The organism is Burkholderia sp. IO2 (assembly GCF_029522185.1).
In the GTDB taxonomy this organism is placed as follows: Bacteria; Pseudomonadota; Gammaproteobacteria; order Burkholderiales; family Burkholderiaceae; genus Burkholderia; species Burkholderia cenocepacia.
In genome coordinates this window covers 1-23,407 of sequence record NZ_JAKWFH010000082.1, presented here as the reverse complement: position 1 = coordinate 23,407, position 23,407 = coordinate 1, and the positions used below count along the sequence as shown (strand labels likewise).

Annotated in this window: 20 protein-coding genes; 10 read left to right on the top strand and 10 right to left on the bottom strand. The window is 69.0% G+C overall.

From position 1 onward, the window contains the following. The first annotated feature begins 238 nt into the window (after nucleotides 1-238). Nucleotides 239-874: an isochorismatase family cysteine hydrolase gene (locus tag MMB92_RS32560; RefSeq protein WP_059721935.1), complete on the top strand. Its 636-nt coding sequence runs from the start codon at nucleotides 239-241 to the stop codon at nucleotides 872-874. Nucleotides 875-899: 25 nt separating this feature from the next. Here MMB92_RS32560 and MMB92_RS32555 read toward each other — a convergent pair whose 3' ends face one another. Beyond that, nucleotides 900-1,631 carry a ribonuclease T2 gene (locus tag MMB92_RS32555; protein WP_027811744.1) on the bottom strand — a complete coding sequence of 244 codons (732 nt, stop codon included), beginning with the start codon at nucleotides 1,629-1,631 and terminating at the stop codon, nucleotides 900-902. 35 nt (nucleotides 1,632-1,666) lie between these two features. On the opposite strand from MMB92_RS32555, the gene MMB92_RS32550 reads away from it, so the two are divergent. After that, nucleotides 1,667-2,251, top strand: a complete 585-nt coding sequence (locus MMB92_RS32550; protein WP_227739690.1) for an OsmC family protein — start codon at nucleotides 1,667-1,669, stop codon at nucleotides 2,249-2,251. 78 nt (nucleotides 2,252-2,329) lie between these two features. On the opposite strand, the gene MMB92_RS32545 is transcribed toward MMB92_RS32550, so the two are convergent. After that, the gene (locus MMB92_RS32545) at nucleotides 2,330-2,902 is read right to left on the bottom strand and encodes a hypothetical protein (protein ID WP_059721933.1); all 573 of its coding nucleotides are present in this window, start codon (nucleotides 2,900-2,902) and stop codon (nucleotides 2,330-2,332) included. A gap of 93 nt (nucleotides 2,903-2,995) precedes the next feature. Beyond that, nucleotides 2,996-4,399 carry a hypothetical protein gene (locus MMB92_RS32540; RefSeq protein ID WP_059721932.1) on the bottom strand — a complete coding sequence of 468 codons (1,404 nt, stop codon included), beginning with the start codon at nucleotides 4,397-4,399 and terminating at the stop codon, nucleotides 2,996-2,998. A gap of 446 nt (nucleotides 4,400-4,845) precedes the next feature. Here MMB92_RS32540 and MMB92_RS32535 point away from each other — a divergent pair, with 446 nt between their 5' ends. From MMB92_RS32535 to MMB92_RS32510, 6 genes are all read left to right on the top strand, one after another. Next, nucleotides 4,846-5,412, top strand: a complete 567-nt coding sequence (locus MMB92_RS32535) for a helix-turn-helix transcriptional regulator (RefSeq protein ID WP_058903402.1) — start codon at nucleotides 4,846-4,848, stop codon at nucleotides 5,410-5,412. A gap of 78 nt (nucleotides 5,413-5,490) precedes the next feature. Beyond that, the gene (locus MMB92_RS32530; RefSeq protein WP_058903403.1) at nucleotides 5,491-6,072 is read left to right on the top strand and encodes an HD domain-containing protein; all 582 of its coding nucleotides are present in this window, start codon (nucleotides 5,491-5,493) and stop codon (nucleotides 6,070-6,072) included. Between the two features lie 55 nt (nucleotides 6,073-6,127). Beyond that, nucleotides 6,128-6,856 (top strand): class I SAM-dependent methyltransferase, encoded by a 729-nt coding sequence (locus MMB92_RS32525; RefSeq protein ID WP_277563192.1) that lies wholly within the window; start codon nucleotides 6,128-6,130, stop codon nucleotides 6,854-6,856. A 271-nt stretch (nucleotides 6,857-7,127) separates the two neighbouring features. Further along, nucleotides 7,128-8,321, top strand: coding sequence for an efflux RND transporter periplasmic adaptor subunit (locus MMB92_RS32520; protein ID WP_006483156.1), 1,194 nt, complete (start codon nucleotides 7,128-7,130; stop codon nucleotides 8,319-8,321). 2 nt (nucleotides 8,322-8,323) lie between these two features. Continuing rightward, the gene (locus MMB92_RS32515) at nucleotides 8,324-10,357 is read left to right on the top strand and encodes a MacB family efflux pump subunit (RefSeq protein ID WP_048986896.1); all 2,034 of its coding nucleotides are present in this window, start codon (nucleotides 8,324-8,326) and stop codon (nucleotides 10,355-10,357) included. Nucleotides 10,358-10,363: 6 nt separating this feature from the next. Continuing rightward, nucleotides 10,364-11,743 carry an efflux transporter outer membrane subunit gene (locus tag MMB92_RS32510; protein ID WP_277563191.1) on the top strand — a complete coding sequence of 460 codons (1,380 nt, stop codon included), beginning with the start codon at nucleotides 10,364-10,366 and terminating at the stop codon, nucleotides 11,741-11,743. A 30-nt stretch (nucleotides 11,744-11,773) separates the two neighbouring features. Here MMB92_RS32510 and MMB92_RS32505 read toward each other — a convergent pair whose 3' ends face one another. Next, nucleotides 11,774-13,312, bottom strand: a complete 1,539-nt coding sequence (locus MMB92_RS32505; protein ID WP_277563190.1) for an MFS transporter — start codon at nucleotides 13,310-13,312, stop codon at nucleotides 11,774-11,776. A gap of 178 nt (nucleotides 13,313-13,490) precedes the next feature. Here MMB92_RS32505 and MMB92_RS32500 point away from each other — a divergent pair, with 178 nt between their 5' ends. Further along, the gene (locus MMB92_RS32500) at nucleotides 13,491-14,396 is read left to right on the top strand and encodes a LysR family transcriptional regulator (protein WP_034202034.1); all 906 of its coding nucleotides are present in this window, start codon (nucleotides 13,491-13,493) and stop codon (nucleotides 14,394-14,396) included. 66 nt (nucleotides 14,397-14,462) lie between these two features. Here the strand turns inward: MMB92_RS32500 and MMB92_RS32495 are convergent, their stop codons facing one another. From MMB92_RS32495 to MMB92_RS32470, 6 genes are all read right to left on the bottom strand, one after another. Then, nucleotides 14,463-15,602 carry an enoyl-CoA hydratase/isomerase family protein gene (locus MMB92_RS32495; RefSeq protein WP_277563189.1) on the bottom strand — a complete coding sequence of 380 codons (1,140 nt, stop codon included), beginning with the start codon at nucleotides 15,600-15,602 and terminating at the stop codon, nucleotides 14,463-14,465. Continuing rightward, nucleotides 15,599-16,390 carry an enoyl-CoA hydratase gene (locus MMB92_RS32490; RefSeq protein WP_277563188.1) on the bottom strand — a complete coding sequence of 264 codons (792 nt, stop codon included), beginning with the start codon at nucleotides 16,388-16,390 and terminating at the stop codon, nucleotides 15,599-15,601. Before MMB92_RS32490 ends, MMB92_RS32495 begins: the two co-directional genes overlap by 4 nt. Further along, a complete protein-coding gene (gene mmsB, locus MMB92_RS32485) occupies nucleotides 16,390-17,289 on the bottom strand; it encodes a 3-hydroxyisobutyrate dehydrogenase (protein WP_006480765.1) in 900 nt (299 codons plus the stop codon). Before mmsB ends, MMB92_RS32490 begins: the two co-directional genes overlap by 1 nt. 18 nt (nucleotides 17,290-17,307) lie before the next feature. Continuing rightward, nucleotides 17,308-18,837 carry a CoA-acylating methylmalonate-semialdehyde dehydrogenase gene (locus MMB92_RS32480; protein WP_058903406.1) on the bottom strand — a complete coding sequence of 510 codons (1,530 nt, stop codon included), beginning with the start codon at nucleotides 18,835-18,837 and terminating at the stop codon, nucleotides 17,308-17,310. A 114-nt stretch (nucleotides 18,838-18,951) separates the two neighbouring features. After that, entirely contained in the window at nucleotides 18,952-20,658 is a 1,707-nt protein-coding gene (locus tag MMB92_RS32475) for an AMP-binding protein (protein ID WP_006482813.1), read from the bottom strand. 167 nt (nucleotides 20,659-20,825) lie between these two features. Beyond that, nucleotides 20,826-21,959, bottom strand: a complete 1,134-nt coding sequence (locus tag MMB92_RS32470) for an acyl-CoA dehydrogenase family protein (RefSeq protein ID WP_006482812.1) — start codon at nucleotides 21,957-21,959, stop codon at nucleotides 20,826-20,828. Nucleotides 21,960-22,096: 137 nt separating this feature from the next. Between MMB92_RS32470 and MMB92_RS32465 the strand changes: the two genes are divergently transcribed. Beyond that, nucleotides 22,097-23,131, top strand: a complete 1,035-nt coding sequence (locus MMB92_RS32465) for an AraC family transcriptional regulator (protein ID WP_006498836.1) — start codon at nucleotides 22,097-22,099, stop codon at nucleotides 23,129-23,131. Nucleotides 23,132-23,407 lie beyond the last annotated feature (276 nt).

The window sequence follows — 23,407 nt, the reverse complement described above, 5'->3', positions numbered from 1 at the left end:
TGCCGAACTGCTCAAGCAACTCGGCCGGAATCGCCGGCAGAGCCGCCGGCTGGGCTTTCGGTTTGCGAGGCATAAATTCTCCTTGGGAGCATGTTATGCCTTAAACACAAAATTCCTGACAGGCCCGAAATATCCAACCGAGACTGCGCAACGCGCGAGCACGCTGGCGCCGCCGTGACCGACGATACGGAACAACCGACTTTCCCGACATTCCGCAGCGATTACTGGAGCCCCACGCATGAATCCGGACAACGCATCAAAAGTCGCAACGACGGCCCACGCGCACGCCGACAGCCATTCCTCCTCGCCGATCCCCCGCATCGCGCCATCCCGAACCGCGCTGCTCGTCATGCATTACCAGACCGACATCCTCGGCCTCTTTCCGTCGGTCGCCCCTGAATTGCTCTCGAATACGCGCCGCCTCTGCGACGCGGCGCGAGCGGCCGGCGTCGGCGTGTGGTTCGCGAATCTCCGCTTCAGTCCCGGCTATCCGGAAGTCAGTCCGCTCAACAAGAACGGCCAGGGCATCAAGCAACTCGGCCTCTTCATCGACGATGCCCCCTGCCCGGAGCTGGCCAAACAGCCCGACGAGCCGCTGATCCTCGCCCACCGCGCGAGCGTGTTCTTCGGCACCGATCTGCAGGCGCGGCTCATCGCCCAAGGCGTCGATTCGCTGATCATGGTCGGCATCGCGTCGACCGGCGTGATGCTGTCGTCGATCGCCCATGCGAGCGACGCCGATTTCCGCCTCTACACGGTCAAGGATTGCTGCTACGACCCGGACCCGGTGGTCCACGAGCATCTGTTCGCCACCGCGTTCGAATCGCGCACGACGGTGCTGTCGCTCGCGGAGGCGCTGCGGCTGCTGGCGTAACGACGGCCGAGCCGCAGCATCCGCCTTACTTCGCGATGAACACGCCCGACGTCGGGCACGTGCCCTGCGTGTTGCCGTCCGTCACGAGCGACGCCGCGCTCGGAAACTGCGTGGTCGCATTAGTCTTCACCGCGATCCACGCTTCGGTGAAGTAGCTCACGCCGTTCGTCTTCGTGCACTTCAACGACACCGCGCTGCGCGTGTTGCTGCCGAACGCGCCTTCGAACGCCGACAGCAACTGGTTACGCGTGACCGTCTTGCCCGCGTTCGCCTGCAGGAACGCGTTGAACGACGTGTTGCCGAGCCGGCTGATCATGCCCGACGCCTGGTTCCAGTACGCATCGGGCGTCGCCGAGTTCGAACAGGTGCCGTGCTTGAACCACTCGTGCTTGTCGAGACAGGATGCGACGCCCGGCATGTACGTCGAGAGCGTGTTGCGCGTCGCGCTGCTGATCGGGTACGCGTCCATGCTGCACCACTGGTGCGCGTTGTCGAGGTCGATGTCGTTCTGCGGCACGCCGCAGTAGAACGGCTGGTTGCCGTCGTAGCGGTTCGGCCACAGCCCGTGCAGCGACAGGCTCGTCGCCGCGTACGATCCGGCGAGGTTCGTGCATTCCGGTGTGTCGTGCGACGCGCAGAAACCCGGCTCCCACGATGCGGCGAGCAACAGGTAGTCGTAGCTGGTCTGCGCGGCGGCGTGCAGTGACACGGAAGCGACGGCGAGTGCGGCAGCGGCGCGGGCGAGCGTCTTGAGCATGGCGTGTTTCCTCGGAAAAGGCTTGCGGTCGCGGGATGCGCCGCAAGGTTGTCGAATGTCTGCCCGCGATTGTTGCTGCCGCAACGTGGCACGAATGTGAAGGTGCACGAAAGAACGCGCGGGGTACCGCCGAACCTGTTACAGCCGGTACCGGTACCGGCGATTGCCTTCCGCCGCATGCGCCCCCGGCATACGCTGTCGCCACTTTCATCCTGCAACGGAGCATCCCCATGGTGACGGCCACACGGCTGGGCAAGCCGTACTGCGTCGAGATCGGAAACGGGCGCAGCGTCGTGCGCTCGGACACCCACAAGGCAGGCAAAGGCGGCGACGCCGGCCTGCGGCCGCACGAGTTGCTCGAAAGCGCGCTGGCGGCCTGCGTCTGCATGTCGGTCGAACTGGCAGCGGAACGCGCGGGCGTGACGCTGCCGGCCTGTACGGTGGACGTCACCCTCGAACGCCGCGATGTCGAAACCGGTTTCGACATCGCCCTGCGCTTCGTGGTGCCGCTGTCGCAGGCGCAGCACATACTCGTCCGCGACGCGGTACGGGCCTCGCCGGTCGCCCGAACGCTCGGCAAGCCGATACGGATCGGGCCGGCCACGATCGCGCACGACTGAGCTGATCGTCACGGATGCCGCATGGTCGGCACCCGTGCGTCGACGGTCGAACGGCACGCGCTTACCGCACGTGATCGCTCAGGTGCCGAGCTGCGTGCACGCGCGCGCCGACGCTTCGGGCCCCTCGAGCGCGAGAATCTGCCACACGCCGATACTGACGCGCCGGCGCGCCGCGGTCGACGCATCGGCCAGCAACGCCTCGACACGCGGTGCGACATCGGGCGCCTTCTGCTGCAGCGCCGCGTGGTGCCGCGCGCGCGACGCCGGCCCGGATTCGTACACGTCGCACAGGCGCACCATGCCGGCGAGGCCGGCCAGATCGTCGTCCTTGTCGATCGCGCGCGGCTCGACGGGCGCAAGGCCCTTGCGCTCTTCCGGCGGCAGCTTGTTGCGCGCGCCTTCGTCGATCGCCGACGCGGAAGCCGGCGGCAGGCCGCCGATCGCCGCGACGATCCTGCTGCCCGCGGCGATCATGTCGCCCTGGCACATGATCTTCTCGTCGGCCGTGACGTTCGAGCAGAACGATACCGACATCCGGTACACGTCGTTGCTCATGCGCGGCACTTCGTCCATGCCCGCCTGCGCGAGGCCGGCGCTCGCCAGCGCCAGCGCGGCGGGAATCACGATGCGGAACGTTCTCGTCTTGTTCATTGTTGTCGTCTGTGGGTGCGGGTAGCGGGCAATATCGCCGGGCCGCGCCGGGCGCCCTTCGTGATGCCGGGCCCGCGTCCGGCATCACGCGTTTCACTTCATCGACGCCGCCTCCGAGCCGCCCGGCGACAACGCCGCGCTGTCCTGCTCGCGCCACGCACGCCGCGACGCCATGATCGCGCTCACCGCCGAGCGCGCCACCTTCCACCATGCGAACGGACGCGGATCGGCGAGCATGCTGAGCGCGCGCGCATAGTCGAGCGTGAGTCCGGGCGTCCACGCCATCGTCACCGCACGCTTGCGGATCTGCGCGGCCACCCACAGCTCGGGCGTGAGCAGCAGCCGCACGAACGCGCCCCACCCGGCCCGCGCGCCCTTCAGCCGCCACACCGCACCGTCGAGCGCCGCCTCGAGCGCGTTCGACACGGTGCTCGAGCAGTTGCGGTGCGTGAGGTTGTACGTGAGGTTCTGCCGATACAACGACCAGAACGCCTCGAGCTTGGCCGGATCGTAGTTGCGGATGCGCACGCGCACGGTCGACGGGCACCACGCTTTCGACTCGGTCGCATAGTCGGGCTGAAACAGGCCGGGCACGTCGTTCTCGCGCGTCGCGCGCAGGATGCGCGTGAATTCGTCCGGAGAACGATCGATCTCGACAGCCGGATACAGGCTGATGTAGATGCCCTCCGGCGATTCCAGCGCCGCATGGCCGGTCGAGATCACGCCATTGACGTCCACTGCCGCGATGTAGCGATCGATCACCGGATAGCGCTGCGCTTCGGCCTTCGACGTGCCGGTCGGGGTCCACACGTGCACGGTCAGCGCCCGCTCGCCGTCGGCCGGCGGCCCGTCCCATTCGGATTGCGCGAACTGCGGCGGGTACTGCGCATCGTCGAGATCCGGCGCCAGCGCCGGCGCGGGCGAGGTCGCGAACGCCGGATTGCGCGTCAGCCGCCGCACGCGCGCGGCGAGGCTCAGCATGTGCATTCCGCCGAACATCAGCAGCAGGCCGAGGCAGTACGGCACGGTGCCCGCGTAGTGCGTCGGGTACGGCTGGAAGAAGAAGATCGCGAGCAGGATCTCGACGACACCCCACGCGAACGCGACATTCCAGCGGCGATAGCGCACCATCCACGCGGACGTGCACTGCAGCAGTCCGTCGACGAGGAACAGCGTGCCGAAGATCATCGACAGCAGGAAGTGGCCGTGATGATGGCCGGCAAACACGAGCCCCGCGGCCACCACGACCGCGATGCCCTTCACGTAGCGCAGAATGCGCTGGCCGCCGACCCCGCTGCCGGCCACCGCGAGCGTCGCGAGCCCCTCGATCAGGAACAGCCATGCGAACAGCTCGATCGGGAAATGCAGCGCACCATCGAGCGCGTCGATGAAAATGCCGACGCCCGCCACCACCCACAGCCAGCCGAGCACGGTCAGCCCGCGCCAGCGGGTTCGCAGATATTCGATGCCCAGCAGCAGCAACACCAGTCGTACCATTGCGCCCTCGTATTTTTTCGGGATACGCGCGGCCTCGCGCCCCCTGTCGTTTCGACCGCGCGTCGGGCGACGTGCCGGCCGGAAGGCGGTCGCCGTGGCCGGCCCGTCATGTCGTCGACGTGATCGATGGCGGCCGGCATGCGCCGCTCTGGCCGAATAATAAGATATGGCGGAGCCGGTTGAAAGCCTGGCGAAAACGTTTTCGGCGGGGCGCGGACCGCCCCGGCCGCCCGCTGCCACGGCAGATTTCGGGTTCGACAACGGGCGGCGGATACGGGAGAATCCGGCTTCCGAGGGCGAAAGCCACCCAGCCGAACCGCACAGACGGGACGAGAGCACATGCATGGACCGATTACACGCCGGCACATGCTGGCCGCCACTCGCCAGGTTCCAGGCCGCCCCTGTCAGCCATGGCGCTGGCCGACGCATGAAACAGGAGCATCGACATGCCCCACCCGCCGCTTCATCCATCCTCGCTCGGCCCGCAACTCAAGCGCTGGCGCGCGCTGCACCGCGTGAAGCAAAGCCATGCAGCCGAACTGTTCCGCGTCGCGCAATCGACGATCTCCCGCTGGGAAGCCGGCCTTCAGCAGATGTCGCCCGCCGAGCGCGCGACGGCCGAACGGCTGCTCGCCGCGCGCCTCGATTCCGCGGGCGACCACGCGCTCGCGCGGCTGATCGCCGGCAGCACGGGCCGCATGCATCTCGTGTGCGACTTCACGCACCGCCTGCTGGCCAGCTCGCCGGCGCGCGCGGCCGAGTTCTCGCGGCCGCTTTCGACGCTGCTCGGCGCGTCGCTGTGGCGCTATGCGACGCCGGAAATCGCCCGCATGGAAGCCGCGCTCGACCCGCTCGGCTGGTACGACCGCGCGGGACCGCCGAGCGTCGAGTTCGACACCGGCGCGAATGCGTCGCGCGTCGTGCCGATTCGCGGCAGCCTGTGCCGATGGACGCGGATGACGCTGTCGGACGGCTCGGCCGTGCGGCTCGTGGAAACGCTGGACGCGCACTGACGCCCACGCATATTTCATGCGTGGACACCCCGCGGCCGGCCGGCGTACGCTTGGCGGTTCATCGCAAGGACGCCGACCATGAATCCCGATACGATCCGCGCGCGCCTCGATTTCCTGCGCGACGCCGAACGCCTGAAAGACGTGCTGCGCAGCGGCCACACGTCGGCCGGGCGCGCGGAAAGCACGGCCGAGCATAGCTGGCGGCTATGCCTGATGGCGCTCGTGTTCGCCGACGCGCTGCCCGGCGTCGATACGCTGAAGCTGCTGAAACTGTGCGTCGTCCACGACCTCGGCGAGGCGCTGCACGGCGACATCCCCGCGATCGAGCAGGCCGCGCATCCCGACAAGAGCGCGCACGAACGCGACGATCTGCTGACGCTGACCGCATCGCTCGACCGCGCGGCGCGCGACGAGATCGTCGCGCTGTGGGACGAATACGAGGCGGCCGCCTCACCCGAAGCCCGCGCGGCGAAGGCGCTCGACAAGCTCGAAACGATCCTGCAGCACAACCAGGGCAGCAATCCGCCCGATTTCGACTATGCGTTCAATCTCGGCTACGGCCGGCGCTATACCGATGCCGCGCCGCTGTTCAGCGCGATCCGCGAGATCGTCGATGTCGACACGCAGCGCAGGATCGACGCGGGTGGGCAGCGCGCGTAAGCTCGCGGGATCGGGCGTGCCACCTTGCGCGCCCCACCCGCACCTGAGCCGACGCATGACGCAGAACATCTACGACGACCCGGCCTTCTTCGAAGGTTACAGCCGCCTGAACCGCTCGATTCACGGGCTCGACGGCGCGCCCGAATGGCCCGCGCTGCGCGCGCTGCTACCCGACCTGCACGGCCGTCACGTGCTCGATCTCGGTTGCGGCTACGGTTGGTTCAGCCGCTGGGCCGCCGACCAAGGCGCTGCCGGCGTGCTCGGCATCGACGTGTCCGAACGCATGCTCGAACGCGCGACATCGACCACCGCACATCCGGCGATCACGTACCGTCGCGCCGACCTCGAAACGCTCGCGCTGCCGGATGCCGCGTTCGACCTCGCGTACAGCTCGCTCGCATTCCACTACGTCGTGCACCTCGACACGCTGCTGCGCACGATCCACCGCACGCTCGTGCCGGGCGGCCGGCTCGTGTTCTCGATCGAGCATCCGATCTATACGGCGCCGCGCCGGCCGGGTTTCGTCGTCGATGCGCAGGGCAACCGCTCGTGGCCGCTCGACGGCTACCAGCGCGAAGGCGAACGCGTGACCGACTGGCTCGCGCCGGGCGTCGTCAAGCAGCATCGCACGCTCGGCACGCTCGTGAACCTGCTGATCCGCAGCGGCTTCACGCTCACGCACCTCGACGAATGGGCGCCGACGCCCGGGCAGGTCGACGCGCTGCCCGCTCTCGACGAGGAACGCGACCGGCCGATGATGGCGATCGTCGCCGCGCGGCGGTAGCGCGGTCGCGGTGGATCGCCGCCTTCACAGATCGAAACAATTGCACCGTCCGGCCCGCGCATCGATACGGCGCCCACACAATTCAGCACAATTTCCACACGATTTGGCGCGAATTCCTCGCTTACCATGAGCGCCTGATTCGATTCGGCACGCCCGCGCGATGCGTACGCGGAACCCGTCGCGGGCAACACGCCCGACACGCGGCGCCGACCGGATCGTTCCGTTCGGCCGCACGCATCGCCGGCGCCCGCTTCATCCTCGCTGCATTCTCATGACCCAGAAGACCCATCGCCGCCGGCGCATCGTGCTGGCTACCCTTGCCGTCGTCGCAATCGCCGTCGGCGTCACGCTGAAGGCCTGCGCGCCCGACAAGCATCCGCAGTACCTGTCCGCGCCCGTCACGCGCGGCGATCTCGAGAACGCGGTGCTCGCGACCGGCGCGCTGCAGGCGTTCAGGCAAGTCGACGTCGGCGCGCAGGTGTCGGGGCAGTTGAAGACGCTGAAGGTCAAGCTCGGCGACAAGGTCACGAAGGGCCAGTGGCTCGCCGAGATCGACCCGGTGATCTCGGAAAACGCGCTGCGCCAGGCGCGCGCCAGCGAAGAAAGCCTGCGCGCGCAGCAACAATCGACCGCCGCGCAGTTGACCCAGGCCGAACTCGCGTTCCGCCGCCAGCAGGCGATGCTGCCCGACGACGCGACGTCGCGCGAATCGTTCGAGGCCGCGCGCGCGGCGCTCGACGTGCAGCGCGCGACCCTCGCGTCGCTCGCCGCGCAGATCCGTTCGGCCCGCATCCAGATCGAGACCGCGCAGGCCAACCTCGGCTACACGCGCATCGTCGCGCCGATCGACGGCGAGGTCGTTGCGATCGTCACGCAGGAAGGCCAGACCGTGATCGCGCAGCAACAGGCGCCGGTGATCCTGAAGCTCGCGAATCTCGACACGATGACCGTGAAAGCGCAGGTGTCGGAAGCGGACGTGATTCGCGTGAGCGCCGGCCAGACCGCGTATTTCACGATCCTCGGCGAACCGGACAAGCGTCACTACGGCAAGCTGCGCGCGATCGAACCGGCGCCGCAGAACTACGCCGAAGCGCAAAGCCCGCTCGGCGGCGGCGCGGGTGGCGGCGCGAAACCGAACAGCGCGGTGTTCTACAACGCGCTGTTCGACGTGCCGAATCCCGAGCACCGGCTGCGCATCGCGATGACCGCGCAGGTCAACATCGTGCTCGGCAACGCGCGCAACGCGCTCAGCATTCCGGCCGCTGCGCTCGGCGAGAAGCGCAAGGACGGCACCGTGGCGGTGCGCGTGCTGCGCGCCGACGGCAGCACGGAAACGCGCCATATCCGCATCGGCATCAACAACAACGTGCGCGTCGAAGTGCTGGCCGGCCTGAAGGACGGCGAGCGCGTCGTGATCGGCGAAGCGTCGGCGGACGAGCGCGCGCCGCTGTCGGACGTGGTGTAACGATGCGCCAGCCCCTGCTGAAACTCGCCGCCGTCACGCGACGCTTTCCGGCCGGCGACAAGGACGTCGTCGTCCTGAACAACGTCAACCTGTCGATCGACGCGGGCGAGATCGTCGCGATCGTCGGCGCGTCGGGGTCCGGCAAGTCGACGCTGATGAACATCCTCGGCTGCCTCGATCATCCGAGCGAAGGCACCTACACGGTCGGCGGCCGCGACACGCACATGCTCGACAGCGACGAGCTTGCGCAGCTGCGCCGCGAGCACTTCGGCTTCGTATTCCAGCGCTATCACCTGCTGCCGCACGTCGACGCGGTCGCGAACCTCGAAATGCCGGCGATCTACGCGGGCACCCCGCGCGCCGAGCGGCATGCACGCGCCCGCGCGTTGCTCGCGCGCCTCGGGCTCGCGGATCGCGCGCATCACCGGCCCGGCCAACTGTCCGGCGGCCAGCAGCAGCGCGTGAGCATTGCGCGCGCGCTGATGAACGGCGGCCAGGTGATCCTCGCGGACGAACCGACCGGCGCACTCGACACGAAAAGCGGCCAGGACGTGATCCGCATCCTGCACGAGCTGAACGCGCTCGGCCATACGATCGTGATCGTCACGCACGACAAGGCGGTGGCGCGCCATGCGCGGCGCATCATCGAAATCAGCGACGGCGAGATCGTCGCCGACCGGCCGAACCGCCACTACGCGGAGGCGCTCGCGGAAGTCGGAATCGGCGCAGCCGACGTAGCCGAAACGGCAGCCGAGACGGCTTCGTCGCCCGCGCCGCACGATGCCCCGCCGCCCGCCGACACCGATCCCGGCCCACGCGCCCCCCGCTTCGCCGCCGGCACCGGCCGCTTCGCCGAAGCGTGCCGGATGGCGTGGATCGCACTCGTGTCGCACCGGCTGCGCACGCTGCTGACGATGCTCGGCATCATCATCGGCATCACGTCGGTCGTGTCGATCGTCGCGGTCGGCGAAGGCGCGAAGCGCTACATGCTCGAGGAAATCGGCAGCATCGGCACCAATACGATCAGCCTCTATCCGGGCGCCGACTGGGGCGACAGCCGCGCGGACACGATCCAGACGCTCGTGCCCGCGGACGTCGTCGCGCTCGCGGAGCAACCGTACGTCGACAGCGCGACGCCCGAAACGTCGCGCACGCTGCTGCTGCGCTTCCGCAACGTCAATGTGAACGCGCTCGTGAGCGGCGTCGGCGAACGCTACTTCCAGGCGCGCGGAATGCGCTTCGCGCTCGGCGTCGCGTTCGACGACGATGCCGTGCGCCGTCAGGCGCAGGTGGCCGTGATCGACCAGAACACGCGCCGCAAGCTGTTCGGCGCGACGCGCAATCCGGTCGGCGAAGTGATCCTGGTCGACAACGTGCCGTGCGTCGTGATCGGCGTGACCGCCGACAAGAAGAGCGCATTCGGCAGCGTGAAAAGCCTGAACGTGTGGGTGCCGTACACGACCGCCAGCGGGCGTCTGTTCGGCCAGCGCTATCTCGACAGCATCACCGTGCGGGTGCGCGACGGGCAGCCGAGCGCCGCCGCCGAGAAAAGCCTCGAGAAGCTGATGATCCAGCGCCACGGCCGCAAGGACTTCTTCACGTACAACATGGACAGCGTGGTCAAGACCGTCGAGAAAACCGGCCAGTCGCTGACGCTGCTGCTGTCGCTGATCGCGGTGATCTCGCTCGTCGTCGGCGGGATCGGCGTGATGAACATCATGCTGGTGTCGGTGACCGAACGCACGCGCGAGATCGGCATCCGGATGGCGGTCGGCGCGCGCCAGTCCGACATCCTGCAGCAGTTCCTCGTCGAGGCCGTGCTCGTGTGCCTGCTCGGCGGCACGATCGGCATCGCGCTGTCGTTCGGGCTCGGCGCGCTGTTCTCGATGTTCGTCGCGCAGTGGAAGATGGTGTTCTCGGCCGGCGCGATCGTGACCGCGTTCGTGTGCTCGACGCTCACCGGTGTGATTTTCGGGTTCATGCCCGCGCGCAACGCGTCGCGGCTCGATCCGATCGATGCGCTCGCGCGCGACTGACGAAACATGACCATCACGCATTCCTCCCCGCTTCGCCGCCTCGGCGCATTCGCCTGCGCGGCCGCGTTGCTCGCCGGCTGCGCGGGTACGCGCCACGATCCGCTGCCGCCCGTCGCGATGCCCGCGAACTGGGCCGCGCCGGTCACGGCCGACGCGCCGCCCGCCGCGCGCGACTGGTGGCGCAGCTTCGGCGATCCGCAACTCGACGCGCTGATCGACGACGTGCTGCGCGCCAACAACGACCTCGCGATCGCGGCGATCCGCGTGTATCGCGCGCAGTTGCAGGCCGGGCTCGTCGATACGAACCTGACGCCCAACGTGACGCTCGGCGCGAACGGCGCCGTGTCGCGCACGCTCGATACGCACCGGACGAGCCAGTCGAGCGGCCTCAACGGTTCGCTCAGCTACGAAATCGACCTGTGGGGCCGGCTGGCCGCGCTGCGCGATGCCGCGCACTGGGAAGCCGACGCGACGGCCGCCGATCTCGAAGCCGCGCGGCTGTCGCTGATCGGCACGACCGCGGCGCTGTACTGGCAGATCGGCTATCTGAACCGGCAGATCGCGCTCGGCGACGCGAACATCGCGTATGCGGTGCGCACGCTCGCGCTCGTCCGGTCGCGGCACGCGGCCGGCGCCGTGTCGGGGCTCGATCTCGCGCAGGCCGAACAGAGCCTCGCCGCGCAACGCGCGGCGCAGACGCAACTGATCCAGCAGCGCACCGAGAACCGCCACGCGCTCGCGATCCTGTTCGACCGGCCGCCGCAGCAACTGGCGGCCGAGCCGGCGGCACTGCCGGACGCCGCACCGCCCGACGTGGCGGCCGGCCTGCCCGCGAGCCTGCTCGGCCGGCGCCCCGATCTGCGGGCGGCGGAATTCCGGCTGCGCGAATCGCTCGCGCAGGTCGACGCGACGCGCACGAGTTTCTACCCGACCTTCACGCTGACCGGCAGCGCCGGCACGACGAGCACGAGCCTCGAGCGCGTGCTGACGAACCCGGTCGGCACGCTCGGGCTCGGCCTCGCGCTGCCGTTCATCCAGTGGAACACGATGCAGTTGCAGATCAAGGTGTCGAAGTCGCAGTACGCAGAAGCGGTCGTCGGGTTCCGCCAGCGGCTCTACACGGCGCTCGCGGAAGTCGAGAATGCGCTGTCGGCGCGCGTGCAGCTCGAACGCGAGGCCGAACAGCGCGCGCTGTCGCTCGCGCAGGCGCAGCGCGCCGAACGGCTGGCCGCCGCGCGCTTCGCGGCCGGCGCGACCGCCGTGCAGCCGTGGCTCGACCAGCAACAGGTGCTGAGGAGCGCGCAGAGCGCCGACGAGCTGACGCGCCTGAACCGGCTCAACAACCAGATGAAGCTCTACCGCGCGCTCGGCGGCGGGACGTCCTGACCGGCCGTCACGCGCCGCACGCCGGCCGCGTCATTCGCACACGGCCGCCCCGCGCCGCGCCGGCGCGAACGCCACCGCGCTCGCCGTTGCGAGCAAGGCCACGCCTGCCGCGCCGTACACTATCACCCAGCCGAACCCGTGCACGAGCGCCGCGTGCAGCGCCGCGCCGCTCGGGTCGGCCTGCGCGAGCGCCGGCGCGATCGCCTGCAGCCCGTCGGTGCGGCCCGCCGCGATTTCCTGCGCGAGCCGGCGCAGCGCCGCGTCGCCGATTGCGCCGGCCGGCCCGCCCTTCAGGCTCGCGACGATCCCCGCCACCAGCACGAAGCCCATCGCCGCGATGTTCAGCGCGAGCGAGATCATCCGCGCGCTCATGTCGATGCCCGACGCCATCCCGGCCCGCGCACTCGGCACCGCGCCCGTCGTCGTGTTGGTGACGGGCGTGTTGGTCAGCCCGAGCCCGATGCCGGCGGTCACGCAACCCGGCAGCATCGTCAGCCAGCTCGCGTGATCGGCCGCGCTGCCGAGCCGCATCAGCACGAAGCCGGCCGCGATCGTGAACAGCCCGGCCGGAATCACGACGCCCGGCCCGTAGCGCAGCGCGAGCCGTTCGCCGAACGGCGGCGCGATCAGCGTCGGCAGCGTGTACGCGAGCAATGCGAGGCCGGCCGTCACGCTGTCGTAGCCGAGCGCGACCTGGAACCAGATCGGCAGGTAGATCATGAACGGCCAGAAGCTGAAGTTCATCCCCATCGAGCCGAAGATCGCGCCGGTGAACGCGCGGATCCGGAACACCGAGAAGTCGAACATCGGCCGCGCGCTGGCGCGCTCCGCGATGAAGAAGCCGATCACCGCGACCACGGTCGCACCGAGCACGCCGAGGCCGGCCGCGCTCGTCAGCCCGAGTTCGGCGCTTTGCGTGATGTAAAAGGCGACACCGAGCACCGCGAGCGACAGCGTGACGATACCCGCGACGTCGAGCGCGCCCGCATGCGGATCGCGCGATTCCTGCACCGCGCCGCCGATCAGCACGAGCGCGACGGCCGCGAGCGGCGCATGGACGAGGAACACCCACGGCCAGCTCGCCAGCGCGACGATCGCGCCGCCGACGATCGGCCCGAAGCCGAGCCCGATGCCGAACACGATCCCCCAGATCCCGAATGCGCGGCCGCGCTCGCGCCCTTCGCGGAACTGGTGCGACAGCACGGCGATCTGGCAGATCAGCATCGCGCCGCCGCTCGCGCCCTGCAGCAGCCGGCCCGCGACGAGCACCGGCACGTTCGGCGCGAGCCCGCACAGCAGCGACGTCGCGCCGAACAGCACGGTGCCGATCACGTACACGCGCTTGCGGCCGAACCGGTCCGCGAGCGTGCCGGCCGCCATCAGCACCGTCGTACACGCGATCGTGTACGCGTTCATGATCCACTGCATGCCGTTGAAATCGCCATGCAGCACGTGTTCGAGCGTCGGCAGGATCACCGGCACGCTCGAGATTTCGAGGCCGAACATCAGCGACGTGAGACAGACGGCCGCGAGCGCGACCGCATTCCTGCGGGAGTCGGATAGCGTCATGCGTATTGCGCGGCGGCCCGGCGACAGGCCGCGCGCCTCCAGGTGAGTAGGATTCGCCGCGCGCGGCCGGCGACGCACGCTGGGCGGGAATCGGTACTATAGTGAGAATTTCCCTCCCCATTGACGCATCCATTTCTACGAACTGGGGAATCACAGGACGCAATCCGCGCAACCCGCTATGACCGACAGACTCGATGGCGTGACGACCTTCGTCCAGGTGGTGGAATCCGGCAGCTTCGCGCTCGCCGCGGAACGGCTCGACATGACGCGCTCGGCCGTCGGCAAGGCGATCGCGCGGCTCGAAAAGCGGCTCGGCGCGCGGCTGCTGCAGCGCACGACGCGCAGCCAGAGCCTGACCGACGACGGCCAGGCGTACTACGACCGCTGCGTACGCGCGCTGGCGGAACTGGAAGCGGCGGAAGCCGATCTCGACTGCGGTCGCAACGAGGCGCGCGGCAAGCTGCGGCTGAGCGTGCCGCTCGCGTTCGGGCACCACTGCGTGACGCCGATCGTGCTCGACCTCGCGCGCACTTACCCGCACCTGCGGATCGACGTGTCGATCACCGACCGTTTCGTCGATCTCGTCGAGGAAGGCATCGATCTCGCGGTGCGGATCGGCCCGCTCGCGGACAGCACGAGCCTCGCGGTGCGGCGGCTCGGCACGCAATACGGGAGCCTCGGCGCGGCGCCATCGTATCTCGCGCGTTACGGCACCCCGCAATCGCTCGACGACCTGAAGAACCACCGCACGATCGCGTATTCACGCTCGGGCGTCGTGCAACCGTGGTACCTGCGTGCGCCGGACGGCTCGAGCGTCCACATCGACATGCCGCACCAGCTCAGTTTCGACGACGTGCAGGCGATCGCGGCGGCCGGTGCGTCGGGGTTCGGGATCGCGTGGCTGCCGAGCTGGCTGCTCGATCACTACGTGAAGCGCGGGGAGATGGTGGTCGTGCTCGATCGCTGCTTCGTCTGCGAAGGCGACATTCATGCGATCTGGCCGAAGACGCGCTACCTGCCGCGCAAGACGCGCTGCGTGATCGATGCGCTCGTGGAGGCGGTGCCGCCGATGATCGAGCGCTGAGCGCGAAAGAACCGCAACGAAATACGCGGCAACCGACGCGCCGCGCGGGCGCGTCGGCTCATCGCATCACGCCGCGCCGAGATCGGCGAGCGGATGCGCGAACAGCTTCCACGGCGACGTCAGGAAATGCCGCACGCGTTCGGCGCGCAGCTCGACGAGCGATGCGGGCGCCCAGCGCGGCTTGCGATCCTTGTCGACGAGATGTGCGCGCACGCCTTCGCAGAAATCGCCTTCCTCGATCGCGCGCGCGACGATGCCGAGCTCCATCCGGAACGATTCCGCGAGCGTCATCTGCCGGCCGCGCAGCAGCGCCTCGCGCGTCACGGCGAGCATCGTCGGCGAATGGCTCGCGAGCGCGTCGAGCGTCGCCTGCAGCCACTGGCGGTGCTCGCGCGCCAGCTCGTCGCGCGCCAGCTCCTGCGTGAGCGTCGCGACGATCCGCTCGACGGTCGAACGCTTGTCGAAGTGGCGAACGATCCACGGCATCTGGCCGTCGAGCGCCGCATGCGGCACCACGTTGCACGGCGGCTCGAACACCTTGCGCAGCAACGGCAGCGCGTCGCCGTCCCACTTGACGCTTTCGATGCGCGTCTCGAACGTGTCGAGCCACGCGGACGGCACGCACAGGTCCGCGAGCTTCGCGGTCAGCGCGTCGGCGCCCGACAGCATCGCACCGGTCAACCCGACGTACAGTTCGAGTTCGGCCGGCATGCCCGACAGGAAATGCGTGGCGCCGACGTCGGGCACGAGGCCGATGCGCGTTTCCGGCATCGCGATCTTGCTGCGCTCGGTCGCGACGCGCAGCGCCGCGCCCTGCGCGAGGCCCATGCCGCCGCCCATCGTCACGCCGTCCATCAGCGCGACGACCGGCTTCGGGAACGTGTGGATCGCGTAGTCGAGCCGGTACTCGTCGACGAAGAACGGCAGCCAGGTCTCGCGCTGCGCGACCATCCGGTACAGCTCGCGTACGTCACCGCCCGCGCAGAAGCCCTTCTCGCCCGCGCCGCGCAGCACGAGCGCGACGATCTGGTCGTCGTGGCGGCAGCGCTCGAACAGCGCGGTCAGCTCGCCGATCATCGCGTACGACAGCGCGTTGAGCGCGGCCGGCCGGTTCAGCGTGATCAGCGCCACGCGGTTCACCACGCGGAACAGCACCTCGGGCGCATGTTGCGCGAACGTGTCGTGATTCGTCACCGGCGTGCTCATCGTTGCGGCTCTCCATCGGTGCGCCACTGCGGCGCGCGCTTGCCCAGGAACGCCGCCACGCCTTCGCGCGGATCGGCCGTGTCGAACAGGTCGACGAAGCGTTCGCGTTCGACCGCGAGCGCCGCGCCGCGCGGCACGCCGCGTCGGGCGAGGCCGATCAGCTCCTTGCTGTAGGCCACCGCATGCGGGCTTTGCCACGCGACGTTGCGTGCCAGCGCGAGTGCCGCGTCGCGCGCGGCGCCGCTGTCCACCACGTCCTCGACGAGGCCGATCCGCAGTGCAGTCGCCGCGTCGACGCGCGCGCCGGTCAGGATGATCTTCTTCGCCCAGCCCTCGCCGACGAGCCAGGGCAGCGTCTGCGTGCCAAGCCCGCACGGCAGCAGCCCGACCGACGGTTCGGGCAGCGCCATCTGCGCATGCGTCTCCGCGATCCGCAGGTCGCATGCGAGCGCGCATTCGAGGCCACCGCCCATCGCATAGCCGTTGATCGCCGCGATCGTCACGACGCGCGCGTCGTGCAGCGCCTCGAACGCCGCGCCGAAGCGCGCCGCCATCGTGCGCGCGACCGCGCGATCGCCGTCGGCGAACGTGTTGAGATCGGCGCCCGCGCTGAAGAACTTCGGGCCGTCGCCGGTGATCACCAGCGCGCGCACGCGCGGGTTCGCATTCAGTTCGGCGACGGTTTGCTGCAATTGCTGCAGCCCGTCGGCGGTAAAGGCGTTCGCGGGCGGACGCTTGAGCGTCGCGCACGCGATCGCGCCGTCGTCGACGTAGTCGAGTTCGATCATCACGCGTCCTTCTTCGTGGCCGGTTGATACAGGCGGATCACCGCCGAGAAATCGAGCTGGCCGTCGCCGCGGCTGCTCATCGTCTGGTACAGCTGCTGCGCGAGCGCGCCGAGATAGACGGGCTGGCGCGCCTGCTTCGCCGCATCGTTCGCGAGGCCGAGATCCTTCAGCATCAGGTCGGTGCCGAAGCCGCCCGAGTAGCCGCGCGACGACGGCGCGGTCTCGATCACGCCCGGATACGGGTTGTAGGTGTCCGAGCTCCAGCAGCGGCCGGTCGACGTGTTGACGATGCCGGCCAGCACCTTCGGGTCGATGCCGAGCGCGACGCCGAGCGACATCGCCTCCGACACCGCCGCCATCGAGATGCCGAGCACGAGGTTGTTGCAGACCTTCGCGACCTGCCCCATGCCCGTCGCGCCGCAGTGGACGATGTTCTTGCCCATGCCGGCGAGCACCGGCTTCACGCGCTCGAAATCCGCGTCGCTGCCGCCGACCATGAAGGTCAGCGTGCCGGCCGCCGCGCCGCCGGTGCCGCCCGACACCGGCGCATCGACGAACGCGCCGCCGTGCTCGCGCACCAGCGCGCCGAACGCCTGCGCGCTCGCCGGGTCGATCGTGCTCGAATCGATCACGGTCGCGCCCGCGCCGAGGCCGGCCAGCACGCCGTTCTCGCCGGACAGCACCGAGCGCACGTGCGGCGCGGCCGGCAGCATCGTGATCACGAACGTCGCGCCCGATGCCGCGTCGCGCGGGGAAGCTGCCACCTGCGCGCCGGCGTCCTGCAGCGCGCGCAACGCGTCGGCGCTCAGGTCGAACGCGTGCACGTCGTGGCCGGCTTTCAGCAGGTTCAGCGCCATCGGCGCGCCCATGTGGCCGAGGCCGATAAATCCGATTTTCATGTTGGTGTCCTCCGCCGCTCAGTGCAGCCGGATCGTCGTATTCACCGGGCCGGCCGTCGTGTCGTCGTCGAACCAGCGCGCGGTGACCGTCTTGGTCTGCGTGTAGAACTGCACGACCTGCTTGCCGTACGGGCCGAGATCGCCGAGCTTCGAGCCGCGCGAACCGGTGAAGCTGAAGAACGGCACGGGCACCGGAATCGGGATGTTGATGCCGACCTGGCCGACGTCGATCTCGCTCTGGAACTTGCGTGCCGCCGCGCCGCTCTGCGTGAAGATGCCCACGCCGTTGCCCATCGGGTTCGCGTTGACCAGCGCGATCGCGTCGTCGAGCGTGTCGACTTCCATCACGACCAGCACCGGTCCGAAGATTTCATGCGTGTAGACCGTCATGTCGGTCGTCACGCCGGAGAAGATCGTCGGGCCGATGAAGTTGCCTTCCTCGAAGCCGGCGACCTTCACGTCGCGGCCGTCGAGTTCGAGCTTCGCGCCTTCCTTGATGCCCATGTCGATCAGCGACAGAATCCGCGCCTTCGCGCCGCGCGACACGACCGGCCCGACGTCGGTGCCCGCTTCCGAGCCCGCGTTGACCTTCAGCGTCTTCGCCTTCGCGACGATGTCGGGCAGCCATTCGCGCGCGTTGCCCACCAGCACCGCGACGGAAGTCGCCATGCAGCGCTGGCCGGCCGCGCCGAAGCCCGCGCCGACGAGCGCGTTGATCGTCTGCTCGCGGTTCGCGTCGGGCAGCACGATCGCGTGGTTCTTCGCGCCCATCATCGACTGCACGCGCTTGCCGTGCTGGCTGCCGAGGTTGTACACGTGCGTGCCGACGGCGGTCGAGCCGACGAACGAGATCGCCTTCACGAGCGGATGCGTGCAGATCGCATCGACGACTTCCTTGCCGCCGTGAACGACGTTCAGCACGCCTTTCGGTACGCCGGCTTCCAGCGCGAGCTCGACGAGCTCCATCGTCGACATCGGGTCCTGCTCGGACGGCTTCAGCACGAACGTGTTGCCGCACACGATCGCCATCGGGAACATCCACAGCGGAATCATCGCGGGAAAATTGAACGGCGTGATGCCCGCGCACACGCCGAGCGGCTGGCGCAGCGTGTAGGTGTCGACGCCGCCCGCGACGTTCTCCGCGAATTCGCCGAGCTGCAGCGTGCCGATCGAGCATGCGTGCTCGACCACTTCGAGGCCGCGGAAGATGTCGCCTTCGGCATCGGGAATCGTCTTGCCCTGCTCGGCCGTCAGCGTCTTCGCGATGCGCTGCTGGTTCGCGCGCACCAGATCCTGGAACTTGAGCATGATGCGCATGCGCGCGGCGATCGGCGTGTTCTTCCACGTCGCATACGCGGCGTGCGCGGCCTGCACGGCCGCGTCGACTTCCGCGACGGTCGCGAACGGCACGCGTGCGAGCACCTGCTGCGTCGCCGGGTTAACGATGTCGCGCCACTCGTTCGTGGCGGACTCGACGAAGGCGCCGTCGATCAGCAGCTTGACCGTCGGCACGTCTTGCCCCGTGCGGGGCGTCGGATTCGCGTTCATCAGAGCACTCTCCTTGCAGTGGGCCGCGTGGCGTCGTGCGACGCGCGGCCGGTTCGGTTCAGCGAGGCGGCGGGCGACGCGCGGAAAAAAGCAGCACGCGCGACCCGCGGCCGGTCATTTCAGTTCGGCGGCGAAATCTTCTTCCCAGTACTCGCCGGGCATACGTTCGGTCGCGTCGTCGCCGCGCTCGATCTCGCGGCGGCGCAGCTCGACGCGGCGGATCTTCCCGGAGATCGTCTTCGGCAGTTCCGCGAATTGCAGGCGACGGATGCGCTTGTACGGCGCGAGCTTCTCGCGCGAGAAGCGGAAGATCTCCAGCGCGAGCGCGGGGCTTTCTTCATAGCCCTGGCGCAGCGTGATGAAGGTCTTCGGCACCGACAGCCGCACCGGGTCCGGGCTCGGCACGACGGCCGCTTCCGCGATCGCCGGATGCTCGATCAGCACGCTTTCCAGTTCGAACGGGCTCAGCCGGTAGTCGGACGACTTGAACACGTCGTCCGCGCGGCCGATGTAAACGTAGTAGCCGTCGTCGCGACGCATCGCGATGTCCGACGTGCGGTAGTGGCCGTCGCGCATCGCATGGGCCGTCGCATCAGGATTGTTCGCGTAGCCCTTCATCAGCCCGACCGGGCGCGTGACGTCGCCACCGATCGGCAGCGCGACCTCGCCTTCGGTCACCGGCGCGCCGTCCGGATCGAGCAGCGCGATCCGGTAGCCGGGCAGCGGCCGGCCCATCGAGCCCGCGACCACCGGCTGGCCCGGCGAGTTGCCGATCAGGCAGGTCGTCTCGGTCTGGCCGTAGCCGTCGCGAATCGAGATGTTCCACGCCTTCTTCACGCGCTCGATGATCTCGGGATTCAGCGGCTCGCCCGCGCCGACGATCTCGCGCAGCTTCACGTCGAACGACGCGAGCGGCTGCTGCACGAGCATGCGCCACACGGTCGGCGGCGCGCACAGCGTCGTCACGCGATACTTGACGAGCGCATCGAGCACGACCTTCGGCTCGAAGCGCGCATAGTTGAACGCGAACACGCACGCCTGCGCATTCCACGGCGCGAAGAAGCAGCTCCACGCGTGCTTCGCCCAGCCCGGGGAGCTGATGTTCCAGTGGATGTCGCCCGGTTGCAGGCCGACCCAGTACATCGTCGACAGATGGCCGACCGGATAAGTGCGGTGCGTGTGCTCGACGAGCTTCGGCTTCGACGTCGTGCCGGACGTGAAGTACAGCAGCATCGGATCGTTCGCGTGCGTGACGGCGTCCGGCTCGAACGCAGCGCTCGCCGCATAGCCGTCGTTCATCGCGAGCCAGCCCGCGCGCGGCGCGCCGGCGACGATCTTCTGCGCGAGGCCGAGATCGGGCTGTTCGAATTTCGCGGCTTCGTTCTCGTCGACGATCGCGTATTTCGCGCCGCCGATCTGCACGCGGTCGCGCACGTCGTCGGGCGACAGTTGCGTGGTGGCGGGCAGCACGATCGCGCCGAGCTTCATCGCGGCCAGCATCGCGTCCCACAGCTCGACCCGGTTCGGCAGCATCAGCAGGATGCGGTCGCCGCGCACGACGCCGATCGCGCGCAGCCAGTTCGCGATCCGCGACGAACGCTCGGACATCTGCGCGAACGAATACGGATCGCCCGTGCCGGTCGCCGCGTCGACGATCCACAGCGCGGGCTGGTCGTTGCCGCGCGCCATCGGGTCGAAGTAGTCGAGCGCCCAGTTGAACGCATCGAGCACCGGCCATTCGAAATCGCGGTACGCGGTGTCGTAGTCGGTGCGATGGCGCAGCAGAAAGTCGCGTGCGTCCAGGAATGCCTGTACCGTCATGTGTCGTCTCCGTCCAGTCTCCATGCCCAGCGCTCAACCGGTGCAGGTGCTGCAGCACATGCCCGGTTCCGTGTTGCACGGCGCACGGTCACGTCGTTGCGTGCCGCGTTCACCGCGCTGCCCTCGTGCCCTGCGTGATGCTGTCGTCCCGGTGCGACCGTCGCGGCTCAAAGCTGCCGCGCGATCACCATCCGTTGCACTTCGCTGGTGCCTTCGTAAATCTGCGTGATGCGCGCGTCGCGATAGTGACGCTCGACTTCGTAATCGACCAGGTAGCCGTAGCCGCCGTGAATCTGGATCGCATCCGAACACACGCGCTCGGCCATCTCGGACGCGAACAGCTTCGCCTGCGACGCTTCCGACAGGCACGGCAGCCCGGCCGTGCGCAGCTTCGCCGCGTGATGCACGAGCAGGCGCGCGGCGTTGATCTGCACGGCCATGTCGGCGAGCTTCTGCTGGATCGCCTGATGCTCGGCGATCGGCTTGCCGAACTGCACGCGCTCGCCCGCATAGCGGCGCGCCTTGTCGAACGCGGCGCGCGCGATGCCGAGCGCCTGCGCGGCGATGCCGATGCGGCCGCCTTCGAGGTTCGACAGCGCGATCTTCAGCCCTTCGCCGCGATTGCCGAGCAGGTTGTCTTCCGGAATCGCGCAGTTCTCGAACGTGATCGGGCACGTATCCGACGCGCGGATGCCCATCTTCTTCTCGGGCTTGCCGACGATGAAGCCCGGCGTGTCGGTCGGCACCAGGAACGCGGAAATGCCGCGCTTGCCGGCTTCCGGGTCGGTCATGGCAAAAACGATCGCGACACCGGCGCGCTGGCCGTTGGTCACGAACTGCTTCGCGCCGTTCAGCACCCATTGGCCGTCGCGCAGCTCGGCCCGCGTGCGCAGGTTGTTCGCTTCGGAACCGGCATGCGGCTCGGTCAGGCAGAACGCGCCGATCACGCGACCGGCCGCCATGTCGGCCAGCCAGCGGTCCTTCTGCGCGGGCGTGCCGAAGCCGAGGATCGGCCCGCAGCCGACCGAGTTGTGCACGCTCATCATCGTCGCGCACGCGGCGTCGCCGGCCGCCACTTCCTCCATCGCCAGCGCATAGGCCACGTAGTCCGTATACGAGCCGCCCAGCTCCTGCGGCACGATCATCCCGAGCAGGCCGAGCTCGCCGAGCTGCGCGACGATCGCGTCGGGCAGGTGCGCGTCGTGGTCCCACTGCGCGGCGTTCGGCGCCAGCATCTCGGTGGCAAAAGCGCGCGCCGCATCGCGGATCATCCGCTGGTCTTCGGTGTAAAGCTCGTCCATGGTGCTGCTGTCTCCCGCGGCCGCCGGGCGCGACCGTCCTTGCGTTTCGATGCAACAAGTGTAGGCAAGCACGCGCGACTGTTCGATGCTCGCGTCGCTCATTTACACTGAGCGTTTTTGCCACACCGGCGACACCGATGAAGCAGGAAGACAAGGGAACCGTCGCGATCAGCCTCGTCGCGTACAGCGTCGCGCTGGCCACGCGGCGCGGCGTCGCGGCCGAGCCGCTGCTCGCGCAGGCCGGCATCGCGCCCGCGCTGCTCGGGCAGCCGCGCGCACGCGTGTCCGCGCAGCAATACGGCGCGCTGTGGAACGCGATCGCGCGCACGCTCGACGACGAGTTTTTCGGGCAGGATCGCCACCCGATGCGCAGCGGCAGCTTCATCGCGATGAGCCAGGCCGCGCTGTCGGCGCGCGACGGGCTGCACGCGATGGCGCGCGCGGTGAACTTCATGCACTGCGTGCTCGACGACCTCCACGCGGAGCTCGACGCGAACCCGCAGCGCGTGCGGCTGCGTTTCGTGCACCGCAACAACGGCGCGACGCCCGCGATGTTCACGTACGCGACCTATTTCATCATCGTGTACGGCCTCACCTGCTGGCTGATCGGGCGGCGCATTCCGCTGCTGCATGCGAGCTTCCGCTGCGACACGCCACCGGCCGATCACGAATACCCGTCGATGTTCTGCGACGACATGCGCTTCAACGAGCCCGAGTCGTATGTCGATTTCGATCCCGAATTCGCGACGCTGCCGGTCGTGCAGAATGCGAAGACGCTGAAAACGTTTCTGCGCAACGCGCCGGCCAGCTTCATCGTCAAGTACCGCAACCCGAACGCGCTCGCGCAGCGCGTGCGCGCGGTGCTGCGCGGGATGCCGCCCGCCGCGTGGCCGGGCGCGGGCGGGATGGCCGCGCGGCTGCACGTGGCCGAGGCCACGCTGCGCCGCAAGCTGCATCAGGAAGGCCACGCGTACCAGTCGATCAAGGACACGCTGCGGCGCGATCTCGCGTTCGAGGCGCTGGCCGACCCCGCCCGCACGATCGCCGACGTCGCGGCCGCGACCGGTTTCGCGGAACCGAGCGCGTTCTACCGCGCGTTCCGCAAATGGAGCGGGCGCAGCCCGGCCGAGTTTCGGGAAGAAGCGCTCGCGCGCGGCGGCGGCGCCGGCTGAAGGCGCAGCCGGCCCGCCTCGCCTTCGCGCTTTGCGCCGAAACCGCCTAATCTTCAAGCATCGGGCCTACGCCCTTTCCGCCAGCCGGACGGCACGCGGCCGTGCGCCGCCCGGACGTCCCGATGCGCTTTCACCGTCATGGCCCGCCGCCGGCGCCTGCCGCGCCCGACGGCCGCCCCCGTCACCCGCTGTCCGCGCGGGTCGCGCGCGCCGCGCTGTTCGCGGCGCTGCTCGTCGTGTGCGCCGCGCTCGCCGCGCCGCCATCGGCCGACGCGC

What these genes read in the sequence shown, in the direction of transcription:
- MMB92_RS32510 (WP_277563191.1), top strand. Translation starts at nt 10,364, where the DNA reads ATGACCATCACGCATTCCTCCCCGCTTCGCCGCCTCGGCGCATTCGCC.
- MMB92_RS32560 (WP_059721935.1), top strand. Translation starts at nt 239, where the DNA reads ATGAATCCGGACAACGCATCAAAAGTCGCAACGACGGCCCACGCGCAC.
- MMB92_RS32495 (WP_277563189.1), bottom strand. Translation starts at nt 15,602, where the DNA reads ATGAGCACGCCGGTGACGAATCACGACACGTTCGCGCAACATGCGCCC.
- MMB92_RS32530 (WP_058903403.1), top strand. Translation starts at nt 5,491, where the DNA reads ATGAATCCCGATACGATCCGCGCGCGCCTCGATTTCCTGCGCGACGCC.
- mmsB (WP_006480765.1), bottom strand. Translation starts at nt 17,289, where the DNA reads ATGAAAATCGGATTTATCGGCCTCGGCCACATGGGCGCGCCGATGGCG.
- MMB92_RS32505 (WP_277563190.1), bottom strand. Translation starts at nt 13,312, where the DNA reads ATGACGCTATCCGACTCCCGCAGGAATGCGGTCGCGCTCGCGGCCGTC.
- MMB92_RS32550 (WP_227739690.1), top strand. Translation starts at nt 1,667, where the DNA reads ATGCGCCGCAAGGTTGTCGAATGTCTGCCCGCGATTGTTGCTGCCGCA.
- MMB92_RS32535 (WP_058903402.1), top strand. Translation starts at nt 4,846, where the DNA reads ATGCCCCACCCGCCGCTTCATCCATCCTCGCTCGGCCCGCAACTCAAG.
- MMB92_RS32540 (WP_059721932.1), bottom strand. Translation starts at nt 4,399, where the DNA reads ATGGTACGACTGGTGTTGCTGCTGCTGGGCATCGAATATCTGCGAACC.
- MMB92_RS32520 (WP_006483156.1), top strand. Translation starts at nt 7,128, where the DNA reads ATGACCCAGAAGACCCATCGCCGCCGGCGCATCGTGCTGGCTACCCTT.
- MMB92_RS32515 (WP_048986896.1), top strand. Translation starts at nt 8,324, where the DNA reads ATGCGCCAGCCCCTGCTGAAACTCGCCGCCGTCACGCGACGCTTTCCG.
- MMB92_RS32470 (WP_006482812.1), bottom strand. Translation starts at nt 21,959, where the DNA reads ATGGACGAGCTTTACACCGAAGACCAGCGGATGATCCGCGATGCGGCG.
- MMB92_RS32480 (WP_058903406.1), bottom strand. Translation starts at nt 18,837, where the DNA reads ATGAACGCGAATCCGACGCCCCGCACGGGGCAAGACGTGCCGACGGTC.
- MMB92_RS32555 (WP_027811744.1), bottom strand. Translation starts at nt 1,631, where the DNA reads ATGCTCAAGACGCTCGCCCGCGCCGCTGCCGCACTCGCCGTCGCTTCC.
- MMB92_RS32525 (WP_277563192.1), top strand. Translation starts at nt 6,128, where the DNA reads ATGACGCAGAACATCTACGACGACCCGGCCTTCTTCGAAGGTTACAGC.
- MMB92_RS32545 (WP_059721933.1), bottom strand. Translation starts at nt 2,902, where the DNA reads ATGAACAAGACGAGAACGTTCCGCATCGTGATTCCCGCCGCGCTGGCG.
- MMB92_RS32490 (WP_277563188.1), bottom strand. Translation starts at nt 16,390, where the DNA reads ATGATCGAACTCGACTACGTCGACGACGGCGCGATCGCGTGCGCGACG.
- MMB92_RS32465 (WP_006498836.1), top strand. Translation starts at nt 22,097, where the DNA reads ATGAAGCAGGAAGACAAGGGAACCGTCGCGATCAGCCTCGTCGCGTAC.
- MMB92_RS32475 (WP_006482813.1), bottom strand. Translation starts at nt 20,658, where the DNA reads ATGACGGTACAGGCATTCCTGGACGCACGCGACTTTCTGCTGCGCCAT.
- MMB92_RS32500 (WP_034202034.1), top strand. Translation starts at nt 13,491, where the DNA reads ATGACCGACAGACTCGATGGCGTGACGACCTTCGTCCAGGTGGTGGAA.